The sequence below is a fragment of the Parapedobacter sp. genome, assembly GCF_053550995.1.
On sequence record NZ_JBMQOC010000124.1, the window covers coordinates 24,238 to 46,990 of the forward strand.

The window sequence follows — 22,753 nt, forward strand, 5'->3', positions numbered from 1 at the left end:
TTTATTTTGCTATATAATATATTTTCTTAAACTTCGCTATCAAATCCGTAGCCACCTCACGGCTACGCCTGTCGGTTTCCAGGTAGTCATCCATGGTCGGTACTGCGATGGGCGTTACCTGCCCCATCGTCGCTTCGATAACATCACTCATCTGGAGGAACCCCACCTCGCCTCTCAAAAATGCGGCCACGACCACTTCGTTTGAGGCATTCAGTATACAGGGCATCGTCCCCCCTGTTTCCAATGCACGGTAAGCCAACGCCAGGTTGCGGAACGTATCCATGTCGGGCTTTTCAAAAGTCAGCTCGGGGAAATCCATGAAATTGAATCGCTTAAGCGTATTGGCTACCCTTTCGGGGTGCGTAAGTGCGTACTGGATGGGCAACTTCATATCGGGCAATCCCAATTGTGCTTTGAGACTTCCATCGGTAAATTGCACCAACGAATGCACAATGGACTGCGGATGGACAATCACGTCAATTTGTCGCGTTTGGAGACCGAACAGCCATTTTGCCTCGATAACCTCCAATCCCTTGTTCATCAACGAGGCAGAATCGATCGTAATCTTAGCACCCATCACCCAATTGGGGTGTCGAAGGGCTGCATCAGCACCTACCGTTGCCAAATATTCCGAACTTTTCCCCCGGAAGGGCCCCCCAGAGGCGGTGAGGTAGATTTTCTCGATCGGATTGTGCTGCTCACCAGCAATGCATTGGAAAATAGCCGAATGTTCAGAATCTACGGGCAACAACCTTACACCATACTTCTGCACGAGATCCATCACCAATTGGCCCGCAACGACTAGCGTTTCCTTATTGGCTAATGCGATATCTTTTCCCGCCTTGATCGCAGCTACCGTAGGACGGAGCCCAACAGATCCCACCAAGGCGCTAACCACCAGATCAACGCCATCACCCCGCACCACATCTTCTAACGCCGGAATGCCCGCGAGCACTTGTATGGGCGTATGCGATAGTGCCTTTTTTACTTCTTGGTATTTCCTTTCATCGGCAATAACCACCCTGCCGGGACGAAATTCCAGGGCCTGTGCAACCAGGAGCTGGGAATTTGTTGCCGCCGTAAGCACAGCTACATCAAACCGATCCGTATACGCCCTTACCACGTCCAGCACTTGCGTGCCGATGCTGCCTGTAGCGCCAAGTATGGCTATTTGTTTTTTTACCAAAATAATCTTATTACATCACCCTATTGAATCGGACCTCACAAACCCTCATCTGCTAACTCACAGAATGTGCTTCATCACTTCCGGGTCATCCCCACCGCGATAGTCGGCCATCATGCTACGATAAGCCATTGAAACAACCACGCTGGACAATGGTCCTACCAAAAAGGAATTAACCAAACTCAGCACGGTCGACACCATCGGATAACCTGCGTAATTGAAATACACATATAAAAGGTGCAAAATGGCAAAAAATGCCAATATCAACAACAATCTGGTGACATTTCCTCTCGTAAGTGCGAAACTGAGACGTAATGCCCGGAAGGGTTGCGCTTGTTGTTCAATAATGAAAAACGGGTAAAAGGCCACTCGTAACAAAAATGCAAACACAACAATTGCCGCCACCATACGTGCAATGCTTACCATCAACGAAACATCGATACCTGTATAAACCAATGGAAACGCCAAAACCGAAATAACAAGGTAAAACAGCAACGCAAACAGCGCAATGGTCAACATCCCCCAAAAGAAATAACGCAATTCCTTCGCGCTGGGTATCGTATCGATAAGGTTTATCCTTTCTTTTTTATCTGCCAACGCAAGAATATACTTAAAAAGGGTGAGCTGTGTTCCAAAATACAAGACAACAAAAAGCAAGGCCATGAAGACGCTCAAGAACGTATTCACTTCACTGAAATAAAAGGCCAATATACCCGAGGTGTTGGAAGTCAGAAACAATAAGAAGCAAAGCCCCGCGATAGAAAAATAATGGCTCTTCAGCAAGTCCCAAGATCGGGAAATCACCTCGTTTACGGCAAATGTACTGGCTTTCAGAAATTGGATCATCGACATCCGGCAATGTGGCTATAAACCCCTAAAAAAAATCCCGACAACGTCGGGACATTCCGTGGAGGATACCGGATTCGAACCGGTGACCTCTTGCATGCCATGCAAGCGCTCTAGCCAGCTGAGCTAAACCCCCTTTTTGCGGACTGCAAACATAGATAAAATAGCATTCACTTGCAAGCTGCAAAATAAAATTTAACGCAAACGGATATTTTTCAAATATCGGGGTGTTGCTGGGCAAAAAGCAGCAAACCGTTGTTTCCTTTTATATCCAGTTTGGCGCAGATATTCCTCCGATGCGTTTCAACCGTAAATGGACTCAGGAAAAGCCGGTCGGCAATCTCTTGCGTCGATTTATTCTGTCTCACCAGCTGTATGATCTCCACTTCCCTTTTCGTAAGGTTATATTTCTGTCGGATGCTTTTCGGGCCGTCATTATCATCGTCCGCAGCAGAAGAACTTATTACAAAATATTGACCTCCATGGTGGATTTTTTCAATAGCCTGGATAAGCACGGTGGCATCAGAGTCTTTCGGGATGAAGCCAGAAACGCCCATCGCCTGCAAGGACGATTGTAGAGACGCCGTATAGTACATGGAGACAATCAGTATTTTCAAATGGGGATACATAGATAACGCTTTGGTGGCAGCCTGTTGCCCATCGATCCGCGGCATATTCAAGTCCATGACGACGACATCAGGTTTCCGATATTGAAGGAACTTAAGTGCCTCCCTCCCATCATTTGCCGTGTGCATGACGGATAAATGTGCATGCTTATCCAAAATAGAACGAAGTCCATCAATGAAAAGTTGATGGTCGTCCACCAATAGCAAGTTGATCTTCGATGGTTCAATCCTGTTGGTTTCCATGCTGTTACAAAGGTATTTCCAGGGCAATCGTTGTGCCGTTCTTATTAGAATCGATCGTACATCGGCCGCCAAGGTATTGTATACGTGAATATACATTATTTAAACCGATACCTTCCGAAATATCGTGCCCGTCGAATCCAATACCGTTATCTTCTACCGTAATGACAAGTTCATCAACAGTTTCCACCAGCTGAACGGTTGCCTGCGTGGCGCAGGAGTGTTTCACAACGTTGTTGATCAGCTCGTTCACTATGCGATAGATGGATAGTTCAATCTCAGGATCTAAACGGCGCGTGTATTGGTAAACAAACTCAAAGTTGATGATACTGACCCGGTTTAGGATCGTAAGCCGTTCCTGTATGGTGCCGATAAGGCCATTCTCCAAGAAAAACTTGGGTTTGAGGCTATGCGATATCTCGCGGAGGTCGTCGCACGCCCGTGTAATCAATTCAATGGTTTCGCCGTACGCTTCCCTTTCGTCCGGCTGCAAACGATCCAGCTTCGTCTGGAAATCTGTTACTTTGAGCCGGATAACAGAAAGTGTACCCCCCAAATCGTCATGCAGGTCCTTGGCCAACCGGTCACGTTCATCTTCCTGGGCTTGGAAAACCTGCCGGACGGACTGCATCCTGATACGGTCATTCTCCTTTTTCAGCTGTGCCTTTTCACGCTTCAGAAAATTGTAACGCTGGGTGAGCGCAAAAGATAGAATCACCACCTCCGCAGCAAAGCCCACTGTAATCCCGTTGGGCTTGAGCAACTGTTCGCCGACCAAACCCATGATTTGTAAAATGTAATTGCTGGCTCCGATAATCAGCGGCAAAATGGCCAGCAGGTAGTAATAGCCTAGAATAAAGCCCCGCTTTATGCGTTCAACTACACAGACCGCGATGAACGGTAGCGACAAGATAACGCTGATATTGGCGATATAGAAAATCGCTTTTTCTACCCCGATGTTGACAGGGAACATCAACGCGAAAAAAGGCGAGAACCCCAACACATACACAAGGTATTTATAGTAATTAGCCCAGCGATACAGCTTACTGTTTGCCGATGTTTGATTGGTAAACAACTGCATCACCTGGATCAAAAGACCGCAACCCAACATACCCGTGGACGACTTCACATAATCGTGCAACCGGCCAACATCGGTAAACAACCATTCTTTGGCAAGCCCCACCTCATCAAGCACCAAAATAACCGAACAGAGGATATACAGCGCGTAATATAAATGAATCCGATCGGCAACGGAAAGGTACATCAGCACGTTGAAGAGCAATGCAAACGCGAATATGCCTGTATAAAACCCAAATGCCCCGTAAATGGGGATATCTTGTTGCAAAATCACTTCCCGCTTACCCAGCTTGGCTTTGATGGAGAAATTCTGCCCCCGTTTATCCACCTTGAATAACAACGTCGAATGCTCGTAGCCTGCAAGGCGGATTGGAAATAGGAAATCCCGAACGGGCCATGGACGTTGCGCAAAGGGTAGCCGGTCACCCGTCTGACTCACCAGCGTGGGGATGCTATCGCTAGTGCCGTATCGATACAAGTCGATCCGGTTGATGCTTGGAATCGGTATGGAAAGAAATAGATCAACGTAATCGGGCAACGTATTTTCAAGTTCGATAACTACCCAATAATACGAATCCGTATAACCCAGGCTCACGTACTCATCACCATTGACCCTCGTAAATAACCCCTCATCCTTAAATGCCAACACCTCCTCGGGCGTCATCTTCAATGTCGCATCTTCGTAGTAGGCAACATATCCATTAAGCATATAAGTATCTGAAGAATCGACAAGCACAGGCTTGACCTCCTCTGCGTGCACACCCCATGCCCAACCAGCAAAGCCTATCAATAGGAGGAAACAACGAAATAGCCTTTTGCGCATCAGTGAGCTAAAATAATACTTCCCATTCAACGACACCAAAATTACGATTGCTAAGGAACAGATTAAATACCGAATGTCAGGTAATTTTCATCAAAGTTATTTGAAAGGGCCACATATAGGGCATTTTTTATATCTTACACACGTTCATATAAGCCACAAACTATCGATGGATAAACTGATTTGAATAAATGGATTCCCTATCGCTACGAAATACCCTCTACTAGGTATTTCCCGGCGAATGCTCGTTTGATATATTTGCCTATCATGAAATCCATATGATCTCTACATAAATGCATTTCAATAAAATCGGCGTTTTCACTGTGTTCCTATCGTTGATTTCGGGACACGTATTGGCTGCCAAACGTACAGACCGCGCAGATTCAATCACGGTAGTACACATCGCGCAAGAAGAAGGACTATCACAACTAGGCGCATTGGCGATGGATTTCGATGACAATGGTTATCTGTGGGTTGGCACTGAAAATGGTTTGAACCGATTCAATGGATACCACATGCAAGTCCATAAAGCGGGCGAACAGAAAGGCGAACTGCCCGACGACCACATCCGCGCCATGTACTATGCCAATGACACCTTATGGTTGGCTACCAACACGCATTCCGTTGTCGCTTATTTGATGGCGGAAGATCGATTCATCGAATTCCGGGAACAGCTTAACATCGCCCAGTATCCTTTTGTTAAATTCAGCTACGCATTATATCCCGCCCGCGGGAATTTATTAATTGCAGGAACGATTGGAAACTGCGTATTAATCGATCGCAGCAAACTGACATTCCACACACTACCCATCCCTAATGCTGCCCACAACGATTACGTAACCTCCGTCACGGAATTAAACGGTGAGCAATATCTGATAGGCACAAATGCCAGCGGTGTGTATCGGCTTGATGCCGCCAACCATTTGATTGAACCGGTAGATGAATTAGCCTCATTAAAAAATACCCTCATCAATACCTTTCAGAAGTTGACGTCCAACGTGATACTCATCGGAACGGATGCCGGTCTATATGAATACGACGTAAAAAGTGAACGTTGTCGGAAAATAGATGGACGTGCGGTCAAGAGCCTGCATCGATGGAATGATCGCGCCCTTATTGTCGGTGGATTTAACGAAACCCATTTCTTGCACCATGATGGAACTTGGCAGAAAGTCCGCTTTTTTAATGATGCCGGAATGGAGTTACAAGCCACCGTCATTCATGTGAAAAAAGACTTACTGGGCGGGATATGGCTCGGCACGGCAGGTCGGGGGGTCTTCTATTATCATCCGCATCAGCATAAATTTACACCCTCGCGCATTACGGTTGCCAACTCACCCAAGAAGGATTTTATCAGTATCTTCCACTTTCTCCGGGACGGAGATGATCTGTGGATGGCCACAGATCTCGGATTCGTCCGCCACGACTTGCGCAAGGGCAACTACAAATTATACCGGACCGACTTACTCGAATATGCATTGACAAAAGATGCGAACCAAACCATTTGGGCAGGTGGCTTCGGACAGGGCCTTCTGAAGTACGATCGCGAAACGGATCGATTTGACTCGGTCCCCCTCCCTTTTACCGACAGAGACATCATCCAATTAACCCCTATTTCGTCCGATACCCTCTGGGTGCATACGTGGTCGAACGGCATTTATGCGCTCAATGTACATGACTATGGTGTCACTCCCCGTAAGATACACGGCCATCAACTTGTCCGTTCCCGAACCAGTTTTATCGATTCGTCGGGAGCGATCTGGATTGGGAGTGACGAAGGCCTTTACCGCATTCGAGGCAACCATTCCGACTATTATGATTCGTTGTCCAACGAGCGCGTATTTGCCATCACTGAGGATCCTGATCATCGCATTTGGGTGGGTACGGCCAAGGGGTTGAATTGTATCGACACCGAAACGGGCCAAGTCACGGCGTATACCCAACAGGCGGGATTGCCCAATGACTTTATCTACGGCGTGGAATCCGATCAACAGGGCAATATTTGGGTCTCAACAAATTTTGGCATCGCCGTGTTGGATCATGAACATCGAACATTCAAAAACTACACCGAAGACGATGGCCTCCAGAACAACGAATTCAACGGCAAGGCCGGATACACCGATTCGTTGGGCTACTTCTATTTTGGCGGGATGAACGGCTTCAACATTTTTCACCCCGATAGCGTATACGTAAACCAACAGGTGGGGAAAACACTCATCGAAGATGTCCAGCTATTCGGCAGGTCCCTGTATAAAAACATACCGTATACCGATACATTGGTCTTCTCGCACAACGAGAATGTAATCTCCTTTGATTTCGTTAGCCTCAACTACCTCTGGGTTAAGAAGAACCGTTACCAGTTTATGCTCAAGGGGTTTGATAAGACTTGGCGGCCGGTTACCCTAAACCGCTCGACCACCTACACCAACCTCGATCCCGGGACCTACACGTTCACGGTGATGGGAAGCAATAACGAGCTGATCTGGGGCACTCCTGATACGATAACCGTTATCATTCAATCACCATGGTATGCTTCCCTTTGGTTCCGGATTACCGCTGGCCTCGTACTCACCTTGGTGATTACGGGCACCTTCGTTTACAAAAACTATCAGCAGGAGAAAACCAACCAATGGCTATCCAACATGGTGAATGTACGTACCGAAGAACTCCGCCAAACCAATAGCGCCCTCAATGCCTCCCTCAGAACGACGCAACAGCAAAAGGAAAACATCGGTTTCCTGATGCAGGAACTTAATCACCGCGTAAAAAACAATCTGCAGTTGATTACTAGTTTGATTGACATCCAAGGTTTTGAAATTGAAGATACGGATATCCAAGATAAGTTGAGGTTGTTGCAGTCGAGGGTATTCACAGTATCGAAGATCCACGACATCCTTAACCAAAAAGACGCAGGAAACAACATCCGTACCGATCAGTTTATCAGAAACTTGGCGAAAGACCTCATTATATTCTCCGGGCTCGACATCCATTTGGATATCGACGTCGAACCGATTTACTTCCCCGTCAACAAATTGACCCATCTCGGACTGATTATTAACGAGCTAATCACCAACTCGATAAAACACGCATTTGAAGGTCATGAAGCCACCAAGCGAATCCATATTTCCCTCCATAAAAAGAGCGAGTGTTTGACATTCACCTACCGTGACAATGGAAAGGGGTTCAAAACCGCTGACACAAACAAGGGCAAGAAAAAGGGGGTCGACCTTGTTAAAAACCTCGCGCGCGAATTAAAAGGCACCATTGAACTCCGAAACGAGTCCGGCGCCGTATTTATATGCGTCCTCCCAAAAACAATCGCTGTATGAAGAAAAAAGTCCTAATCCTGGAAGATGAAATCATCATTGCAAATGGCATCCAACTTCACCTTGAAGGCAACGGATACGATGTCGAAATTGCCACCGACCCAGAAACAGCGCAAACGTTATTCTTGGAATATGCATTCGACATCGTCTTGTGCGACATCAACCTGAATCATGAAACAGACGGCATCAGTTTTGTCGAAAACGTAGTGCAAAACACTGCTCCTGTTGTCTTTTTAACGGCATATAGCGACCTCGGCACACTAAAAAGGGCCGAACTGACCTGTCCCTATGCTTATTTAATCAAACCATTCAACAAAGACCAATTGCTGGTTACCCTGAATTTATCACTCGTGCACGCCCGGAAGAAGTTCCTCCATACCAACCACCGGGTCCGCTTCACAGATGAAATTGAGCTGACCGGTAGAGAGCTTGAGATACTGAAGCTATTGGCCCAAAGCAAAACTACCGACGAGATTTCCGCTGCCTTATTCATCAGTCCGCTGACGGTGGCAACGCACCGCAAAAACATTCTCCGAAAAACCCAAGCGCGCAGCCTAATCGAGCTGGTATCGATCGCGGTGGAAAAGGGGTGGATCTGACCGGTACTACCTCAATGCTTCAGGCACCGGTTTTTCCAACAAATATTGGTAATAAAACCGATACCGTTCTTTCCGGTCATAAGCCGCTTTCTCACGCGAAAAACCGTGCCGGCTACCGGGGTAAATCATCAATTCGAAATGTTGATCCCGATCCGTAAGGGCATCGACCAGTTGGATAGTATTCTGCATATGCACGTTATCGTCCATGTCGCCATGCAAAATGCGCAATACACCTTTATATCGGTCGGCGTATGTCAACACCGAGCCATTCTCATAACCTTCGGGATTATCCTGTGGCGTATCCATATACCGTTCGGTATAATGCGTATCGTAGAGTTCCCAACTCGTTACCGGTGCACCGGCGATCCCATAATCGAAATAATCTGCACCTTTGGTCATCGCCAAGCAGGTCATATACCCGCCATAGCTATGCCCGGTGATAAGGAGCTTATCTTTCGCTACCCAAGGCTTACTCTTCAGCCACTTCGCAGCGGTAATATAATCCACCATTTCCCAATGGCCGAGCTTCCGGTGCATCAGTGCAACCCCTTCCTTACCAAAATGGCCCGATGCCCGGTGGTCCATGCTGATTTGGATGATGCCTTCATTGGCCCAATGCTGATTGGACGTACCTTTCCAGGTGTTCCGGACGGAACCCGCATCAGGACCTCCATAGATACTGAAAATGACGGGATGTGGTTTGGTTTCATCAAAGTCCGTCGGCCATGTTATTGTAGCGGGCAATGCGTAGCCATCCGGCGTGGGGATGGTAATCAGTTCGGTTTTGGCGTAGATATAATCATCAAAATCGGCAGCCTTGCTATCCGCTATCTCCTTAATCAGCTTTCCTTTATTGTCCATCAACACCACCTTGGGCGGCGTACTTACGTTCGAATACGTGGTGACGAAATACTTCCCGTCGGGTGACACGCTCACTTGGTGAGTATAGTTGCCAAAGGTAAGCCGCTTAAGATTCTTTCCGTTATAATCAACACGGTAAAGGTCCTGCGTGGTTGAGTGTTCCTTTCGGGCGGTAAAATAAACAACCTTTTTTTTCTCGTCGACCAGTTCCAAGGAAGAAACTTGCCATTTACCTTGGGTAAGAGGATTCACCAACGTGCCATCCAGCGTATACAGATAATAATGTGCCCATCCCGTCTTATCACTCTTCAAGATGTAATGCTTATTATCCTTCAGGTAGGTAATACGCTCCTCGTGGCTGAGATCGATCCACGCCTCCTGGTGCTCCTCATAAATCGCTTTCTTTGCCCCCGTTTCGGGATTCACTTGGTAGAATTTGAGGTTTGTCTGGTCTCGGTTCATCCACTGCACCATCAGGTTGCTGCTATCGAAGCTCCAGTAAGGCTGCCCGAAATACTGGTCGTCTTCCGCATTGAAATCGGCCCAAACCACCGAACCGCCCTCAACAGGTACAAAGCCCACTTTCACTTCTGGGTTCGGATCCCCAGCTTTCGGATAACGGGTTTGTTCAACGTAGCCGTGTTGGCCCGTAGACCCGTATATCGGAAACATCGGCACTTGCGTATCGTCAAACCGCATAAACGCCAACGTTTTACTATCCGGGGCCCACCAAAAGGCGCGGTAATGGGAAGCGCGCCCTAAAATTTCTTCGAAATACACCCATGATGCCCACCCGTTGTAAATTACGTCGGTGGCATCTGTCGTATACCGTATTTCCCGGCCATCGGATACATTCACCGCATATAAATCGTTGTTGCGTGTGAAAGCAACGTATTGATTATCCGGCGACAATGTGGGGTTCTTTTCTTCCACGTCGGGCGACTGCGTCAGTTGCCGGGCGGGTCCATTGCCCTGGCGGATGAAAACATCGTTATTTTCCATGTAAACGGCCACATTGCTGGTCGGCGGAGGCGTATATGGGCTGCGCTCACCGGTTTTAATGTCAACTTGGTAGCGTTGCTTGGTTTGCACATCGTATTCGATATAGTGCTGGCTATCTGCCCATCCCTGGACAGTGTTGATGGGTTTGGTCAGCGAGGGTTCCTGCCCCAACGACTGTTGCAGGTCTAAGCGTTTGGTTTGGGCCTGCACGCTGTAAATAAACAGCAGGAAAGCCCCTGCAATAATGGATGTCCTATTCATATGTGTAAAATTTGGTTATTCTCTTCATCAAACCACCACGTTCACAATCCTACCCCTTACATAAATCACTTTCCTTACCGGTTTACCATCCAAATAACGCAGTACGTCTTCGTTGGCAAGTACCGCCCGCTCTACATCAGCCTGTTCAAGATCAAGCGGCAACGTCAAGTTCAACCGCGTTTTTCCATTGACCGAGATGGGATAGGAAAATTCGTTCTCGACCAAGTATTCGGGATTGAAAGCCGGATATTGGGCGAACGAAAGCGTACCCGGTGCATGGCCCAGCAACGCCCATAACTCTTCGGTAATATGTGGTGCGTACGGGTGCAATACCACGCATAGCTCCTGCAAGATAGCCCGCTTGTTGCATTTCAGATCAGTGAGCTCATTCACGCAAATCATAAAAGACGAAACCGATGTGTTAAAAGAAAAGCGCTCGATATCATCTTCTACCTTTTTGATGATCTTATGCAGGGCTTTCCATTCAGCCTTATCCGGCTCTCCATCACTGACAGCAAATCCGCCATCCGTATCATGAAATAGCTTCCAAAACTTACGAAGGAACTTATAAACGCCTTCGATCCCGTTGGTATTCCACGGCTTGCTTTGCTCCAACGGGCCAAGGAACATCTCATACATCCGCAAGGTATCTGCCCCGTACTGCTCGATGATGTCATCCGGGTTTACCACGTTATACTTGGATTTCGACATCTTTTCCACTTCATGGCCGCAAACGTATTTCCCATCCTCGAGAATAAACTCAGCGTCAGCGAAATCGGGGCGAAACTGCCTGAATTTCTCCAAATCAAGCACATCATTGCTTACGATATTCACATCGACATGCAGGGCTATCGTTCGGTAACCGTCCTTAAGCCCATGGGATACAAATGTATTCGTACCCTTACCATCTTTACCGAGCAGACGGTATACAAAGCTACTCCGTCCCTGGATCATCCCCTGATTGATGAGCTTCTTGAATGGCTCCTCTTCAGGCACATGTCCCATATCTTTGAGAAATTTATTCCAGAAACGGCTGTATAGCAGGTGCCCCGTGGCATGTTCTGAGCCACCGATGTACAAATCCACGTCCCGCCAATAATCCACTGCGGCTTTCGATGCAAACGTTTGGTCGTTTGCCGCATCCATATAGCGGTACCAATACCAGCTGGAACCCGCCCAACCGGGCATTGTACTGAGCTCATACGCATACTCGCCGCGGTATTTCCAATCTTTTGCACGGCCCAAAGGCGGCTCACCTGTTTCCGTAGGTAAGTACTTATCCACTTCGGGCAATAATAACGGTAATTCATCCACACCCATCAGTTGCGGAAGTCCGTCCTTAAAATAAATAGGAACCGGTTCACCCCAATATCGCTGCCTGCCGAACACCGCATCGCGCATCCTATAGGTCACCGTAGCCTCACCCGCACCAGTGGATGCGAGTTCCGCAATCAGTACATCCACGGCCTCGCGGTAAGTCATGCCATTGATCATGCCCGAATTGATGTACCGGCCCTCCCTCGTAGGGTCTGCCTGGCCATCCAGCTGCTGTGCGTCTGAAATCGGAATGATGGGCAAACCGAAATGGGTGGAAAACAAATAATCACGCTGATCGCCCGATGGCACCGCCATCACGGCCCCGGTACCATAGCCCGCCAATACATAATCGGCAATCCATATCGGCACTTCCTCACCGGTAAGTGGGTGCACGGCATGGCTACCTGTGAATGCGCCCGATACCGAACGGGCGTCGGCCATCCGATCAAGCTCAGATTTCTTTTTCGTCTGTGCGACATAATTACTGACGTCAGTGCGGTACTCCTCCGTGGTCAGTTGGCCGACCCATTCATGCTCGGGGGCAAGTACCAATGCATTCACCCCATAAATAGTGTCTACCCGGGTGGTAAACACTTCGATGGCTCGATTTCCACCTAATGCGGGAACAGCAAACCGCACATTCGCGCCCACGCTTTTGCCTATCCAGTTGCGCTGCATCTCTACCAAGGGCTCGGGCCAGTCGATGGTTTCCAATCCCGCCAGCAGACGATCGGCATAGGCCGTAATCCGCATACTCCACTGCATCATTTTCTTCTGTTCCACCGGATAGCCACCCCGTTCGGAAACACCGTTGACGACCTCATCGTTGGCCAACACGGTACCCAATGCCGCGCACCAATTCACGGTACTCTCGCGCAGGTAAGCCAATCGGTATTTCAGCAGTTCGCGCTGCCGCTCTTCCGGTGTGTAGGCCTTCCACTCGTCGGCGGCAAACGAGCGGGCATCTCCATCGCAAACCGCATTCACCCCTTCAGACCCATGTTTTTCGAATTGGGCGATCAATCGGTCGATCGGCTCGGCTCGATCGGCCAACTTATTATACCATGCATTGAAAAGTTGGGTGAATATCCACTGGGTCCATCGGTAATAAGACGGATCACTGGTGCGTACCTCCCGGCTCCAATCAAACGAAAACCCAATGTTATCTAGCTGCTCCCGATAGCGTTTTATGTTGGCCGCCGTCGTGACGGCAGGGTGTTGGCCGGTCTGGATGGCATATTGTTCTGCAGGAAGTCCGAACGAATCGTACCCCATCGGATGCAATACGTTATATCCCTTCAACCGCTTATAACGTGCAAAGATATCTGAGGCGATATATCCCAATGGATGGCCTACATGCAAGCCGGCACCAGAAGGATAAGGAAACATGTCCAACACATAATATTTCGGCTTTTCAGACGTATTATCTACACGGAATGTGTGGTTGTCCGCCCAGAACCGCTGCCATTTTTTCTCAATCGCACGATGATGATAATCCATTGATTTCGGAATTTAAATAAGAACCGCGAAAATACAAAAAATCTCAATCCCATGGCCAATATCTCATATCTTATCAGTATTTTCGCCTCCAAATAGAAGTGAAGATGGAAGCGTATGAAGTAAGTACATCCTCAAAAAAAACAAAATCCGTTTACATATCCACGGTAATCAGTATCGCATTGGTATTGTTGATGACAGGTATGTTGGGTTTATTGCTCGTGCATGCAAAAAACCTTTCCAACTACGTTAAGGAAAATATCGTACTCAACATCATTATGAACGAGGGGGTGAGCGAGGGAAATGTACTTGCTTACCAAAAAGAGCTCGAGTCCGACAAATACGTTTTACGTTCGGAATATATCAGTAAAGAACTGGCGGCAGAAAACCTCTCAAAGGAATTGGGTGAAGATTTTGTCGAATTCCTGGGCCACAACCCATTATTGTCATCCATTGACGTCTATCTAAAGGCCGAATATGCGAATACGGACAGTATTGAGACATTCATTAAAAAAGTATCGGCCAAAGAAATGGTCAAGGAAGTGGTTTATCAGGAATCACTGATCGACATGGTCAATAAGAATATCCGCACTATTGGCATCGTCATCCTGGCATTTACCGCATTGCTCTTGGTGATTGCTGTGGCCCTGATAAATAACACCATTCGCCTAGCGATTTATTCACAGCGTTTCCTGATCAAAAGCATGCAGATGGTAGGGGCCACCAAAGGCTTCATCAGGCGGCCGTTTTTAGGATATGGCATCCTGCATGGCCTGTTGGGGGCACTGATAGCCATTCTGTTGCTGCTCCTTGCCCTTCATCTCGGGCAACGGGAAATCCCCGAATTGGTATTCCTCCGTAACTGGTTTGAATTTATCATCATATTTGTGGTCGTGGCCGCCCTCGGCATCCTTATATCGGGGCTGAGCACCTATTTTGCTGTCAGCAAATACCTACGGTTGAAATCCAACGAATTATACAGATAATCACAGCGTATGTCGTCTTTTAAAAAATCCACACAACCCCAAAAAGCATCCTTTGTATTCGGCAAACGGAATTACCAGCTATTTTTGGCTAGCATTGCGGTTGTCGCTTTTGGCTTTATCCTGATGACCGGAACGGAAAACATCTATAGTTTCACCAAAATCACATTGGCACCGCTGGTGGTTGTCATTGGTTTTGCTTTGGGTGTGGTAGCCATTTTAATAAAACCTAAAAACCACCGGGACAGTCAATGACCTTGTTTGAAGTGATTGTGTTGGCCATCATTGAGGGCCTCACGGAATTCCTGCCGGTATCATCGACCGGCCACATGATTATTGCAACTGCGTTGATGGGTGTATCCCCTACCCCGTTTGTAAAACTGTTTACGATCGCGGTCCAATTGGGCACCATCCTGTCGGTGTTGGTATTGTATTACCGTCGCTTTTTCCGCTCGTTGGATTTTTACTACAAGTTGGTTGTGGCAGCCATTCCCGCCTCGATTTTAGGCTACCTGTTCAGCGATACCATCGATGGATTACTGGAAAGCCCAATGGTTGTAGGTATCATGCTTGTCGTTGGTGGCGTCGTCTTACTATTTGTAGACAAATGGTTCAACAAACCCCATATAGACGATTCAGACGAAATCAGTTACGCCCAAGCAGTGAAGATTGGTTTTTTCCAATGCTTGGCGCTCATACCGGGCACATCGCGTTCGGCCAGCACCATCGTCGGTGGCATGACGCAGAGCCTCACCCGTAAAGCAGCTGCCGAATTCTCCTTCTTCTTGGCTGTCCCCATGATGTTCGGAGCTACCGTACTCAAGCTGATCGACCACTTCCGCGAGGGGAATGGGTTGAGCGGTGCAGAAATCAACCAACTCATCCTGGGCAACGTCATTGGTTTTATCGTCGCCATCATTGCTATCAAATCGTTCATCGGTGTCGTATCCAAATATGGCTTTAAAGCATTCGGGTGGTACCGAATTATCGTGGGTGGAATTATCTTGGCGATGCTGCTCAGTGGGCAAAGCCTACAAATCTTATAATGACGCACACTCCAAAACAACCGTTCAATTTTACCGAGGGCGAAGTGCTATTGGTAGACAAGCCACTGCGGTGGACCAGCTTCGACGTGGTGCACAAAATCCGGAATGCCATCAAGCCGCTCAAGGTCAAAGTTGGGCATGCAGGGACACTGGACCCGTTGGCTACAGGATTACTGGTAATCTGCACGGGCAAGTTCACGAAACGAATCGATGAATTCCAGGCGCAAGAAAAAACCTATATCGGAACCCTTACGTTGGGGGCAACCACTCCTTCTTACGATTTGGAGCGGGAAATAGACCAACGGTTCGATCTGGCAGGAATTACCGAGGAACGCATTGTCGACACCGCCAAATTGTTTCTCGGTGAAATCGAACAGGTACCGCCAGCCCACTCGGCCATAAAAATCGGCGGTGAACGCGTTTATGAAAAAGCCCGCCGGGGAGAGACTGTTGCGGTGAAACCGCGTAAGGTACAGATCAGTGAATTTGAAATCACAAACATTGATATGCCACACGTCGAATTTCGTGTCGTATGCAGCAAGGGCACTTATATCCGTTCATTAGCACACGATTTTGGCATGGCATTGAACAACGGTGCTTACCTAAGCCAACTGCGACGGACTAAAATCGGTGATTTCCAAGTAACTGATGCGTGGCAGCTACCCGATTTGGTTAAACGTATAAAGGGCGTTAATTTTGCAGCGTCAGATGAAACCTCCCATGCCGTCGCCTTAGGCAAAAGGTGATGGAAATGCAGGTTCCACGAGGCCATAACAAGCAAATTATTTTCGAATGAAAATATACAGAAACCTTGAGGACTTCATTCCGCTAGACAATGCGGTGGTAACCATCGGCACCTTTGACGGGGTACATGTGGGCCATCAGAAGATCTTAAGCACCCTGAGGGAATCGGCCAGGGTGAGCAAGGGCGAAACGGTGTTACTCACCTTCTTCCCCCATCCCCGCCTTATCCTGCATCCCGAAGATGACAGCTTACGGATCATCAGCGATATCGATGAAAAGGTAAAGCGGTTGGCCGATGCGGGAATAGACCATCTCATTATCACGCCCTTTACACGTGATTTTTCCAACCTTTCCCCCGAAGAATATATCCGTGAGGTGCTTGTGGGCAAAATAGGCACAAAAAAAATCATTATCGGTTACGACCACCGTTTCGGAAAAGACCGCAAAGGCTCCCTCAAAGACCTGGTAGCGTATGCCGACATCTATGGATATGCCGTGGAACAAATCCCCGAACAAGACATCAATGATGTGGCTGTGTCGTCGACGAAAATTCGTGAAGCGCTCATCAAAGGCGATATAGATACGGCAAATATTTACTTAGGATATCCGTTTCAACTTACCGGTAAGGTCATCCGTGGCGATCAGTTAGGTCGCCGTATCGGCTACCCCACAGCCAATTTACAGGTACGGGAAAGCCATAAACTTATCCCAGCCTATGGCATATATGCCGTGGAAACCTCTATTATCGAGCCCATAGAAATCAAGACGGGCCCTTATGTTCCCCACCTGCCCGAACGTATCACGTATGGCATGGGTTACATCGGTACGCGCCCTACGGTAGACGGTGTAAGCAGGAGTATCGAAGTGCACCTACTTGATTTCCATGAAGATATCTATGGCGAAATCTTGCGGGTTAAGTTCCTCCATTTCGTACGCCACGACCAATGGTTCGAAAACATGGAAGACATGATCCGGCAAATGAAAACTGACGAACGGCAGGTGAGAGACCTATTGGGCCTTACGCACTGAAATAAGCCCGCACGTTTTTCCCTTCCACCCAATTCATGTAAGCGCGATTGACCACGCGGTTCCCACCAGGAGTGGGGTAATTACCCGAAAAATACCAGTCGCCTTTGTGATCGGGGCAAGCAATGTGCAAGTTTTCCAGCGTTTGGTAAATAACCTCTACCTCGGCATTGATATGGGTACCCCGGATAATACCGGCGATTTCAGCAGAAATTTCTTGATCCGTAAATGGCGCATAAATGGCCTTAACATAATTCTGTACATCTTCCTTCGGCAATTCCAACGACGCCAAGCATTGCTGGTACACCTCCTCAACAATATGTCCTATGCCACGTTTGTACAATAGTGAGACCGCGGCCTCAAAAGCCACGAATTCACCCATCCTAGACATATCGATACCGTAACAATCGGGGTACCGGATTTGCGGTGCCGATGAAACAATGATGATCTTCTTCGGATTCAAGCGATCGAGGATGGTCAAAATACTCTGCTTAAGCGTCGTCCCCCGTACAATGGAATCATCCATGGCAACAATGGTGTCTTCACCGTCCTTCACGATGCCATAGGTTGTATCGTACACATGCTGTACCATATCTTGCCGATCCGCATCTTGCGTAATGAATGTACGGAGCTTCGCATCCTTGATATTGAGTTTTTCAAACCGCGGTGAAATACTCAACATTTCATCCAATTCGGCATCCGAAATTTTATCAGCGCGATTGAGCAGGGTTTCTTTCTGCAAGGTGCGTACATATTCGTTTATGCCTTCCTCCATGCCATAAAAAGACACTTCAGCCGTATTTGGGATATAGGAGAATACGGTATTCTTGATGTCTAAGTTGATCGCCGTCAATATTTGAGGGCAGAGCAGCCGGCCGAGGTGTTTGCGCTCCTGGTAAATCGCCGCGTCGCTGCCCCGCGAGAAATAAATCCGTTCAAATGAGCAGGATTTCTTTTCCACTGGTTCCCGGAACATCTCTTCCGTTATGGAGCCATCTTTTTTAACGATGAGGGCATACCCTGGTTTCACCTCGTTGATCTCCTCGAACTTTACATTGAAAGCGGTCTGTATGGCCGGCCTTTCAGAAGTTACCACCAGCACTTCATCATTGACATAGTAGTACGCGGGCCGAATCCCGGCAGGGTCACGCATCACGAAGGCGTCACCGTGTCCTACGATTCCTGCAATGGTGTAACCACCATCCCAAGTTTTTGCAGACTTTCGTAAAATACGGGCAATATCGAGGTGTTCTGCAATCAGGTTGCTGATCTCAATATTGCTATACCCTTGTTTTTTAAACTTATCGAATTGCTCTTGGTTTTCGGAATCCAGAAAATGGCCGATTTTTTCAAGCACCGTCACGGTATCCGCTTTTTCCTTGGGATGTTGTCCCAATTCATACAGTTGCTCGAGCAATTCGTCCACGTTGGTCATATTGAAATTACCAGCGAGGACGAGGTTCCGCGTCATCCAGTTATTCTGACGTAAAAAGGGATGGCAGCTTTCGATGCTATTCTTGCCGTGGGTACCATATCGTAGATGCCCCATCAGCACCTCACCGGTAAAACTTACGTTTTCCTTCAACCATTGACTATCGACATATCGATCGGGGTATGCACGTTGCACAGCAGCGAACTTCCGTTGTACATACTCGAAAATATCGGCCACGGCATTGGACGCCATCGAGCGATAACGGCTAATGTAACGGCTACCGGGCTTTACATCGAGTTTAATGGTGGCAATCCCCGCGCCATCCTGCCCGCGGTTGTGCTGTTTCTCCATCAAAAGGTACAACTTATTGATACCATATAAGGCCGTACCGTATTTTTCCTGATAATATGAAAGGGGCTTTAGCAGGCGAACTAGTGCGATACCACACTCGTGTTTAATAGCGTCACTCATTGTATGCGTTGAATGGGCAAAGGTACACAAAAAAAATTATTTGCTATACAATAAATATCAAGGCGCCATGCGCATTCTCCCACCAAACAAGTTTGTAAAGCACAACAACTATATGTATTTTCGCACCATTATTTGCACACATAATGTCTCACAAAACGCAACAACTGTGCGAACTTTCGTTCGAAAACACAGAAATCGCTTTTCGGGGTAAAAGCGATGGTGACCTAAACAAAGCGTACTGGCTATTCAAACTGTTGAGCAGCAATTTCCTGACGCGAGTGGGCCGCCCCATTACCAATTTCGCACTGAACGTGGGTCTGCCCATTCAAGGCATGATACGCTCAACCATTTTCAGCCATTTCTGCGGTGGCGAGACCATCAATGGGTGTATACCCGCCATTGATCGATTGGCTGACCAACAGGTTGAAACAATCCTCGATTACTCCGTCGAGGGTGAAGATACCGAAAAAGCATTTGATGAGACCTGTAAGGAGATCCTGCATACTGTCGCCTACGCGACCACCAATCCGCACATATCATTTTCGGTTTTCAAACCCACCGGGCTTGGTCGCTTTGAATTGTTTGAGAAAATCAATGCCAAAGAGCCGCTCAGTGCCAACGAAAAGCTGGAATATGAACGTATCCGGCAACGGTTCGAACGGATTTGCCAAACGTGTTACGACAAGGGCGTCAAAGTGTTGGTCGATGCCGAACATTCATGGATTCAGGATGTCATCGATGACCTCGCCCGCGAGATGATGCAACGGTTTAACCGTGAAACCCCTATTGTTTACAACACGTACCAGCTTTATCGCCATGACAAGCTGGCCTCCTTACAGGCTGACTATTACCTAGCGGAGACCGACGGATTTTTCCTCGGGGCCAAGCTAGTACGCGGCGCGTATATGGAGATTGAACGCGGACGTGCCCGGGAAAATGGATACCCTTCCCCTATCCAGCCCAACAAGGAAGCAACGGACCGCGACTACAACCGCGCCATCCAATTTTGTCTCGACCACATTGACCGAATAGGGTTTATGGCAGGCACGCACAACGAAATCAGCAGCAAACTACTGGTCGACGAAATGAACCGTCGGCAACTCCCGCATGACCATCCCCATGTCCACTTTGCCCAACTGTTGGGTATGAGCGACAACCTGAGCTTCAATCTCGCAACTGCGGGTTATCACGTGGCGAAGTACATGCCTTATGGACCGGTAAAAGCCGTAATGCCCTACCTCTTTCGGCGGGCACAGGAAAATACTTCGGTAGCGGGGCAAACGGGCCGCGAACTGTCGCTTATTAACAGGGAGAAAAAAAGGAGGAGGAAGACCGAGCAATGACAACAGCAACCCCTATACACGAAAAACTGGACCGGCTTACCCAAATCGGGCGGAAAAAAAATTACAAAGCATTCTTATACGATTGCGATGGCACGCTTGCAGACAATATGCACGCACATCGCGCGGCATACCATAAGGCGGCCGCGAAATTTGGCATCGCACTCGATACCGCCATCATTGATGAGCTAGCCGGCTGGCCCACACCGTTGATTGCACAGGAGATAAACAGACGATACAAAACAAATGTACCGCCTAATGAGTTCGCCACGATGAAATCGACCATCTTTTTCGAAGACTTCATCGAACAGACACTTCCGGTGGACTTTGTTGTCCGGCACCTGAAAAACCACATCGGTAAGGTACATATCGGCGTGGTTTCCGGCGGTAGCCGAAAAACCGTGACCCGTACATTAACGGTTATTGGCCTGATTAATGACATCGAGGTACTCGTCTGTGCCGATGACACCGATCGGGGCAAACCCTACGCGGACCCGTTCTTAAGTGCTGCAAAACAACTGGGGGTGGCCCCGCAAGAATGCCTCGTTTTCGAAGATGGAAACCCAGGAGTCCAAGGCGCCATCGCCGCCGGCATGGATTGGGTACGTATCGACGAAATCATATAGCCGGCACCCCTGCCGCTTCGAGCATTAGGTAATGCATATCGGTATTCCGTACGAACGGCTTGAGCAGGTCGCTCCCGGGGCCATAAGCAGCTACCTCTACATGGTCGCCCGAATGGCCGGTGCTGCCCCACCCTACCGAAGTATACCTTCGTTGGATATCGGCAAACTCGGCAAATGGCAATTTATATGGATTGTACAACCCCTCTTCATTCCGGTCGGTAACGTAATGGGACAGTAACCGAATGGCTTCATCCGCATTGATGGCGTAACCCTGTGCATGTTCAATGCGTTCGCGGACCTGATTCGCTGTAAAGTCCCTGTCAATCCCCTGCAATACCCAATCGTTGGTATGCTTGAAATCAATCACCCGTTCAAAATTTTTCGTGGAACCGAATAACCCCGGATTAGCATTCCCGTGGTCGGTTGTTACAATAACCAGGGTATCGCCATCTGCTTCCGCGAAAGCGAGTGCGGTGGCCAACGCTTCATCGAATGCCAATTGGTCATAAAGCAAGCCACCCACATCGTTGGCATGAGCCGCCCAGTCTACCTTTCCGCCTTCAACCTGTAAAACGAAACCTCTTTTGCCCTTGTTTAACCGCCGAATAGCTGTCCCTACCATCTCCGCCAGGGAAGGTGTCGTTTGCTTAAGCGTGGTATCGTGTTCCCGGTCCAATGCATAAGGTAGACCATCTTGATGAAACACCCCTAAGACAGGTGTCGACACCGCTGCAGCGTCGATGGCCAGCATTTCATCGCGTGTCTGGGCAACCTGATAGCCATTGGCTGCAAACTTCGCAAACAAATCTTGCTTGTCCTTCCGCTTGTCAGCACTGAAAAATTCCGTACCCGCACCCATCATCACGTCAAAACCCAACTTCAGGTACTGTTCGGCGATGCCGGGTTGGTCGGAACGGCTGTCACTATTCACGCAGAAGCCAGCAGGTGTCGCGTGTGTAATGGGTACGGTGGTCACACACCCCACGGCTTTGCCTGCGGCTTTAAATTTTTGGAGAATCGGAACCGGTTTACTTCCATCCGGGGCTACATTTAGCGAGCCGTTATTTACCCGTACACCACCACCCCAAGAAGAACTTGCCGCAGATGAGTCCGTAACCAGGCTATTCGCAGAAGCCGTATCCATCAACGCCCGGTTTACCAGCCCTTGCCGATACAACGACATCCAGGCACACAATTTGCCGTCACGCCGCTCACTTAGCATATTAGCCATACTCAATGTACCTACACTCATGCCATCGCTAACCATAAAAATGATGTTCTTGGCCCTACCCGCTGTTAACAAACCATCCGCCGTTCCTTCACGGAACCGTGTTGCAACAGCCTGAAAAGGTGACAATACCGTTGCACCGGCAGCGGCAATAGCGGTGTTCTTGAAAAAATCTCTACGCTTCATGGAAAGAAATTGACGA

The 22,753-nt window shown here is 48.3% G+C and carries 17 protein-coding genes and 1 tRNA gene; 9 read left to right on the top strand and 9 right to left on the bottom strand.

The genetic code is table 11. The annotated features are described in order from the left end of the window. Position 1 precedes the first annotated feature (1 nt). From ACO1NT_RS16975 to ACO1NT_RS16995, 5 genes are all read right to left on the bottom strand, one after another. Positions 2-1,186, bottom strand: a complete 1,185-nt coding sequence (locus ACO1NT_RS16975; protein ID WP_449049931.1) for a 1-deoxy-D-xylulose-5-phosphate reductoisomerase — start codon at positions 1,184-1,186, stop codon at positions 2-4. A gap of 57 nt (positions 1,187-1,243) precedes the next feature. Continuing rightward, complete coding sequence (locus ACO1NT_RS16980; RefSeq protein ID WP_449049932.1) at positions 1,244-2,035, bottom strand: beta-carotene 15,15'-monooxygenase; 792 nt, start codon at positions 2,033-2,035, stop codon at positions 1,244-1,246. Between the two features lie 56 nt (positions 2,036-2,091). Then, positions 2,092-2,165, bottom strand: a tRNA-Ala gene (locus tag ACO1NT_RS16985). Positions 2,166-2,244: 79 nt separating this feature from the next. Continuing rightward, positions 2,245-2,898, bottom strand: coding sequence for a response regulator transcription factor (locus tag ACO1NT_RS16990; protein WP_449049933.1), 654 nt, complete (start codon positions 2,896-2,898; stop codon positions 2,245-2,247). Between the two features lie 4 nt (positions 2,899-2,902). Further along, positions 2,903-4,795, bottom strand: a complete 1,893-nt coding sequence (locus ACO1NT_RS16995; protein ID WP_449049934.1) for a sensor histidine kinase — start codon at positions 4,793-4,795, stop codon at positions 2,903-2,905. Positions 4,796-5,085: 290 nt separating this feature from the next. Here ACO1NT_RS16995 and ACO1NT_RS17000 point away from each other — a divergent pair, with 290 nt between their 5' ends. Beyond that, entirely contained in the window at positions 5,086-8,121 is a 3,036-nt protein-coding gene (locus tag ACO1NT_RS17000; protein ID WP_449049935.1) for a sensor histidine kinase, read from the top strand. Beyond that, entirely contained in the window at positions 8,118-8,717 is a 600-nt protein-coding gene (locus tag ACO1NT_RS17005) for a response regulator transcription factor (protein WP_449049936.1), read from the top strand. The genes ACO1NT_RS17000 and ACO1NT_RS17005 overlap by 4 nt, the downstream gene beginning before the upstream one ends. Before the next feature lie 6 nt (positions 8,718-8,723). Here the strand turns inward: ACO1NT_RS17005 and ACO1NT_RS17010 are convergent, their stop codons facing one another. Both ACO1NT_RS17010 and leuS read right to left on the bottom strand, forming a co-directional pair. Further along, positions 8,724-10,841: a DPP IV N-terminal domain-containing protein gene (locus ACO1NT_RS17010; protein WP_449049937.1), complete on the bottom strand. Its 2,118-nt coding sequence runs from the start codon at positions 10,839-10,841 to the stop codon at positions 8,724-8,726. Positions 10,842-10,868: 27 nt separating this feature from the next. Further along, the gene (gene leuS / locus ACO1NT_RS17015; RefSeq protein WP_449049938.1) at positions 10,869-13,658 is read right to left on the bottom strand and encodes a leucine--tRNA ligase; all 2,790 of its coding nucleotides are present in this window, start codon (positions 13,656-13,658) and stop codon (positions 10,869-10,871) included. A gap of 104 nt (positions 13,659-13,762) precedes the next feature. Here leuS and ACO1NT_RS17020 point away from each other — a divergent pair, with 104 nt between their 5' ends. The 5 genes from ACO1NT_RS17020 to ACO1NT_RS17040 are packed head-to-tail and all read left to right on the top strand — an operon-like array spanning position 13,763 to position 17,457. Further along, positions 13,763-14,641 (top strand): cell division protein FtsX, encoded by an 879-nt coding sequence (locus tag ACO1NT_RS17020; RefSeq protein WP_449049939.1) that lies wholly within the window; start codon positions 13,763-13,765, stop codon positions 14,639-14,641. 9 nt (positions 14,642-14,650) lie between these two features. Then, positions 14,651-14,893 carry a DUF3098 domain-containing protein gene (locus ACO1NT_RS17025; RefSeq protein ID WP_449049940.1) on the top strand — a complete coding sequence of 81 codons (243 nt, stop codon included), beginning with the start codon at positions 14,651-14,653 and terminating at the stop codon, positions 14,891-14,893. Further along, on the top strand, positions 14,890-15,684 hold the full coding sequence (locus tag ACO1NT_RS17030) for an undecaprenyl-diphosphate phosphatase (RefSeq protein ID WP_449049941.1): 795 nt from the start codon (positions 14,890-14,892) through the stop codon (positions 15,682-15,684). Before ACO1NT_RS17025 ends, ACO1NT_RS17030 begins: the two co-directional genes overlap by 4 nt. Next, a complete protein-coding gene (gene truB / locus ACO1NT_RS17035; protein WP_449049942.1) occupies positions 15,684-16,430 on the top strand; it encodes a tRNA pseudouridine(55) synthase TruB in 747 nt (248 codons plus the stop codon). The genes ACO1NT_RS17030 and truB overlap by 1 nt, the downstream gene beginning before the upstream one ends. A gap of 46 nt (positions 16,431-16,476) precedes the next feature. Next, positions 16,477-17,457: a bifunctional riboflavin kinase/FAD synthetase gene (locus tag ACO1NT_RS17040; RefSeq protein WP_449049943.1), complete on the top strand. Its 981-nt coding sequence runs from the start codon at positions 16,477-16,479 to the stop codon at positions 17,455-17,457. On the opposite strand, the gene ACO1NT_RS17045 is transcribed toward ACO1NT_RS17040, so the two are convergent. Beyond that, complete coding sequence (locus ACO1NT_RS17045; protein WP_449049944.1) at positions 17,447-19,357, bottom strand: amidophosphoribosyltransferase; 1,911 nt, start codon at positions 19,355-19,357, stop codon at positions 17,447-17,449. The genes ACO1NT_RS17040 and ACO1NT_RS17045 overlap by 11 nt on opposite strands. A gap of 143 nt (positions 19,358-19,500) precedes the next feature. Here ACO1NT_RS17045 and ACO1NT_RS17050 point away from each other — a divergent pair, with 143 nt between their 5' ends. Then, positions 19,501-20,700 (top strand): proline dehydrogenase family protein, encoded by a 1,200-nt coding sequence (locus tag ACO1NT_RS17050; RefSeq protein WP_449049945.1) that lies wholly within the window; start codon positions 19,501-19,503, stop codon positions 20,698-20,700. Continuing rightward, positions 20,697-21,323, top strand: a complete 627-nt coding sequence (locus ACO1NT_RS17055) for an HAD family hydrolase (protein WP_449049946.1) — start codon at positions 20,697-20,699, stop codon at positions 21,321-21,323. Before ACO1NT_RS17050 ends, ACO1NT_RS17055 begins: the two co-directional genes overlap by 4 nt. Here the strand turns inward: ACO1NT_RS17055 and ACO1NT_RS17060 are convergent. After that, complete coding sequence (locus tag ACO1NT_RS17060) at positions 21,316-22,737, bottom strand: alkaline phosphatase (RefSeq protein WP_449049947.1); 1,422 nt, start codon at positions 22,735-22,737, stop codon at positions 21,316-21,318. The genes ACO1NT_RS17055 and ACO1NT_RS17060 overlap by 8 nt on opposite strands. Between the last annotated feature and the right edge of the window lie 16 nt (positions 22,738-22,753).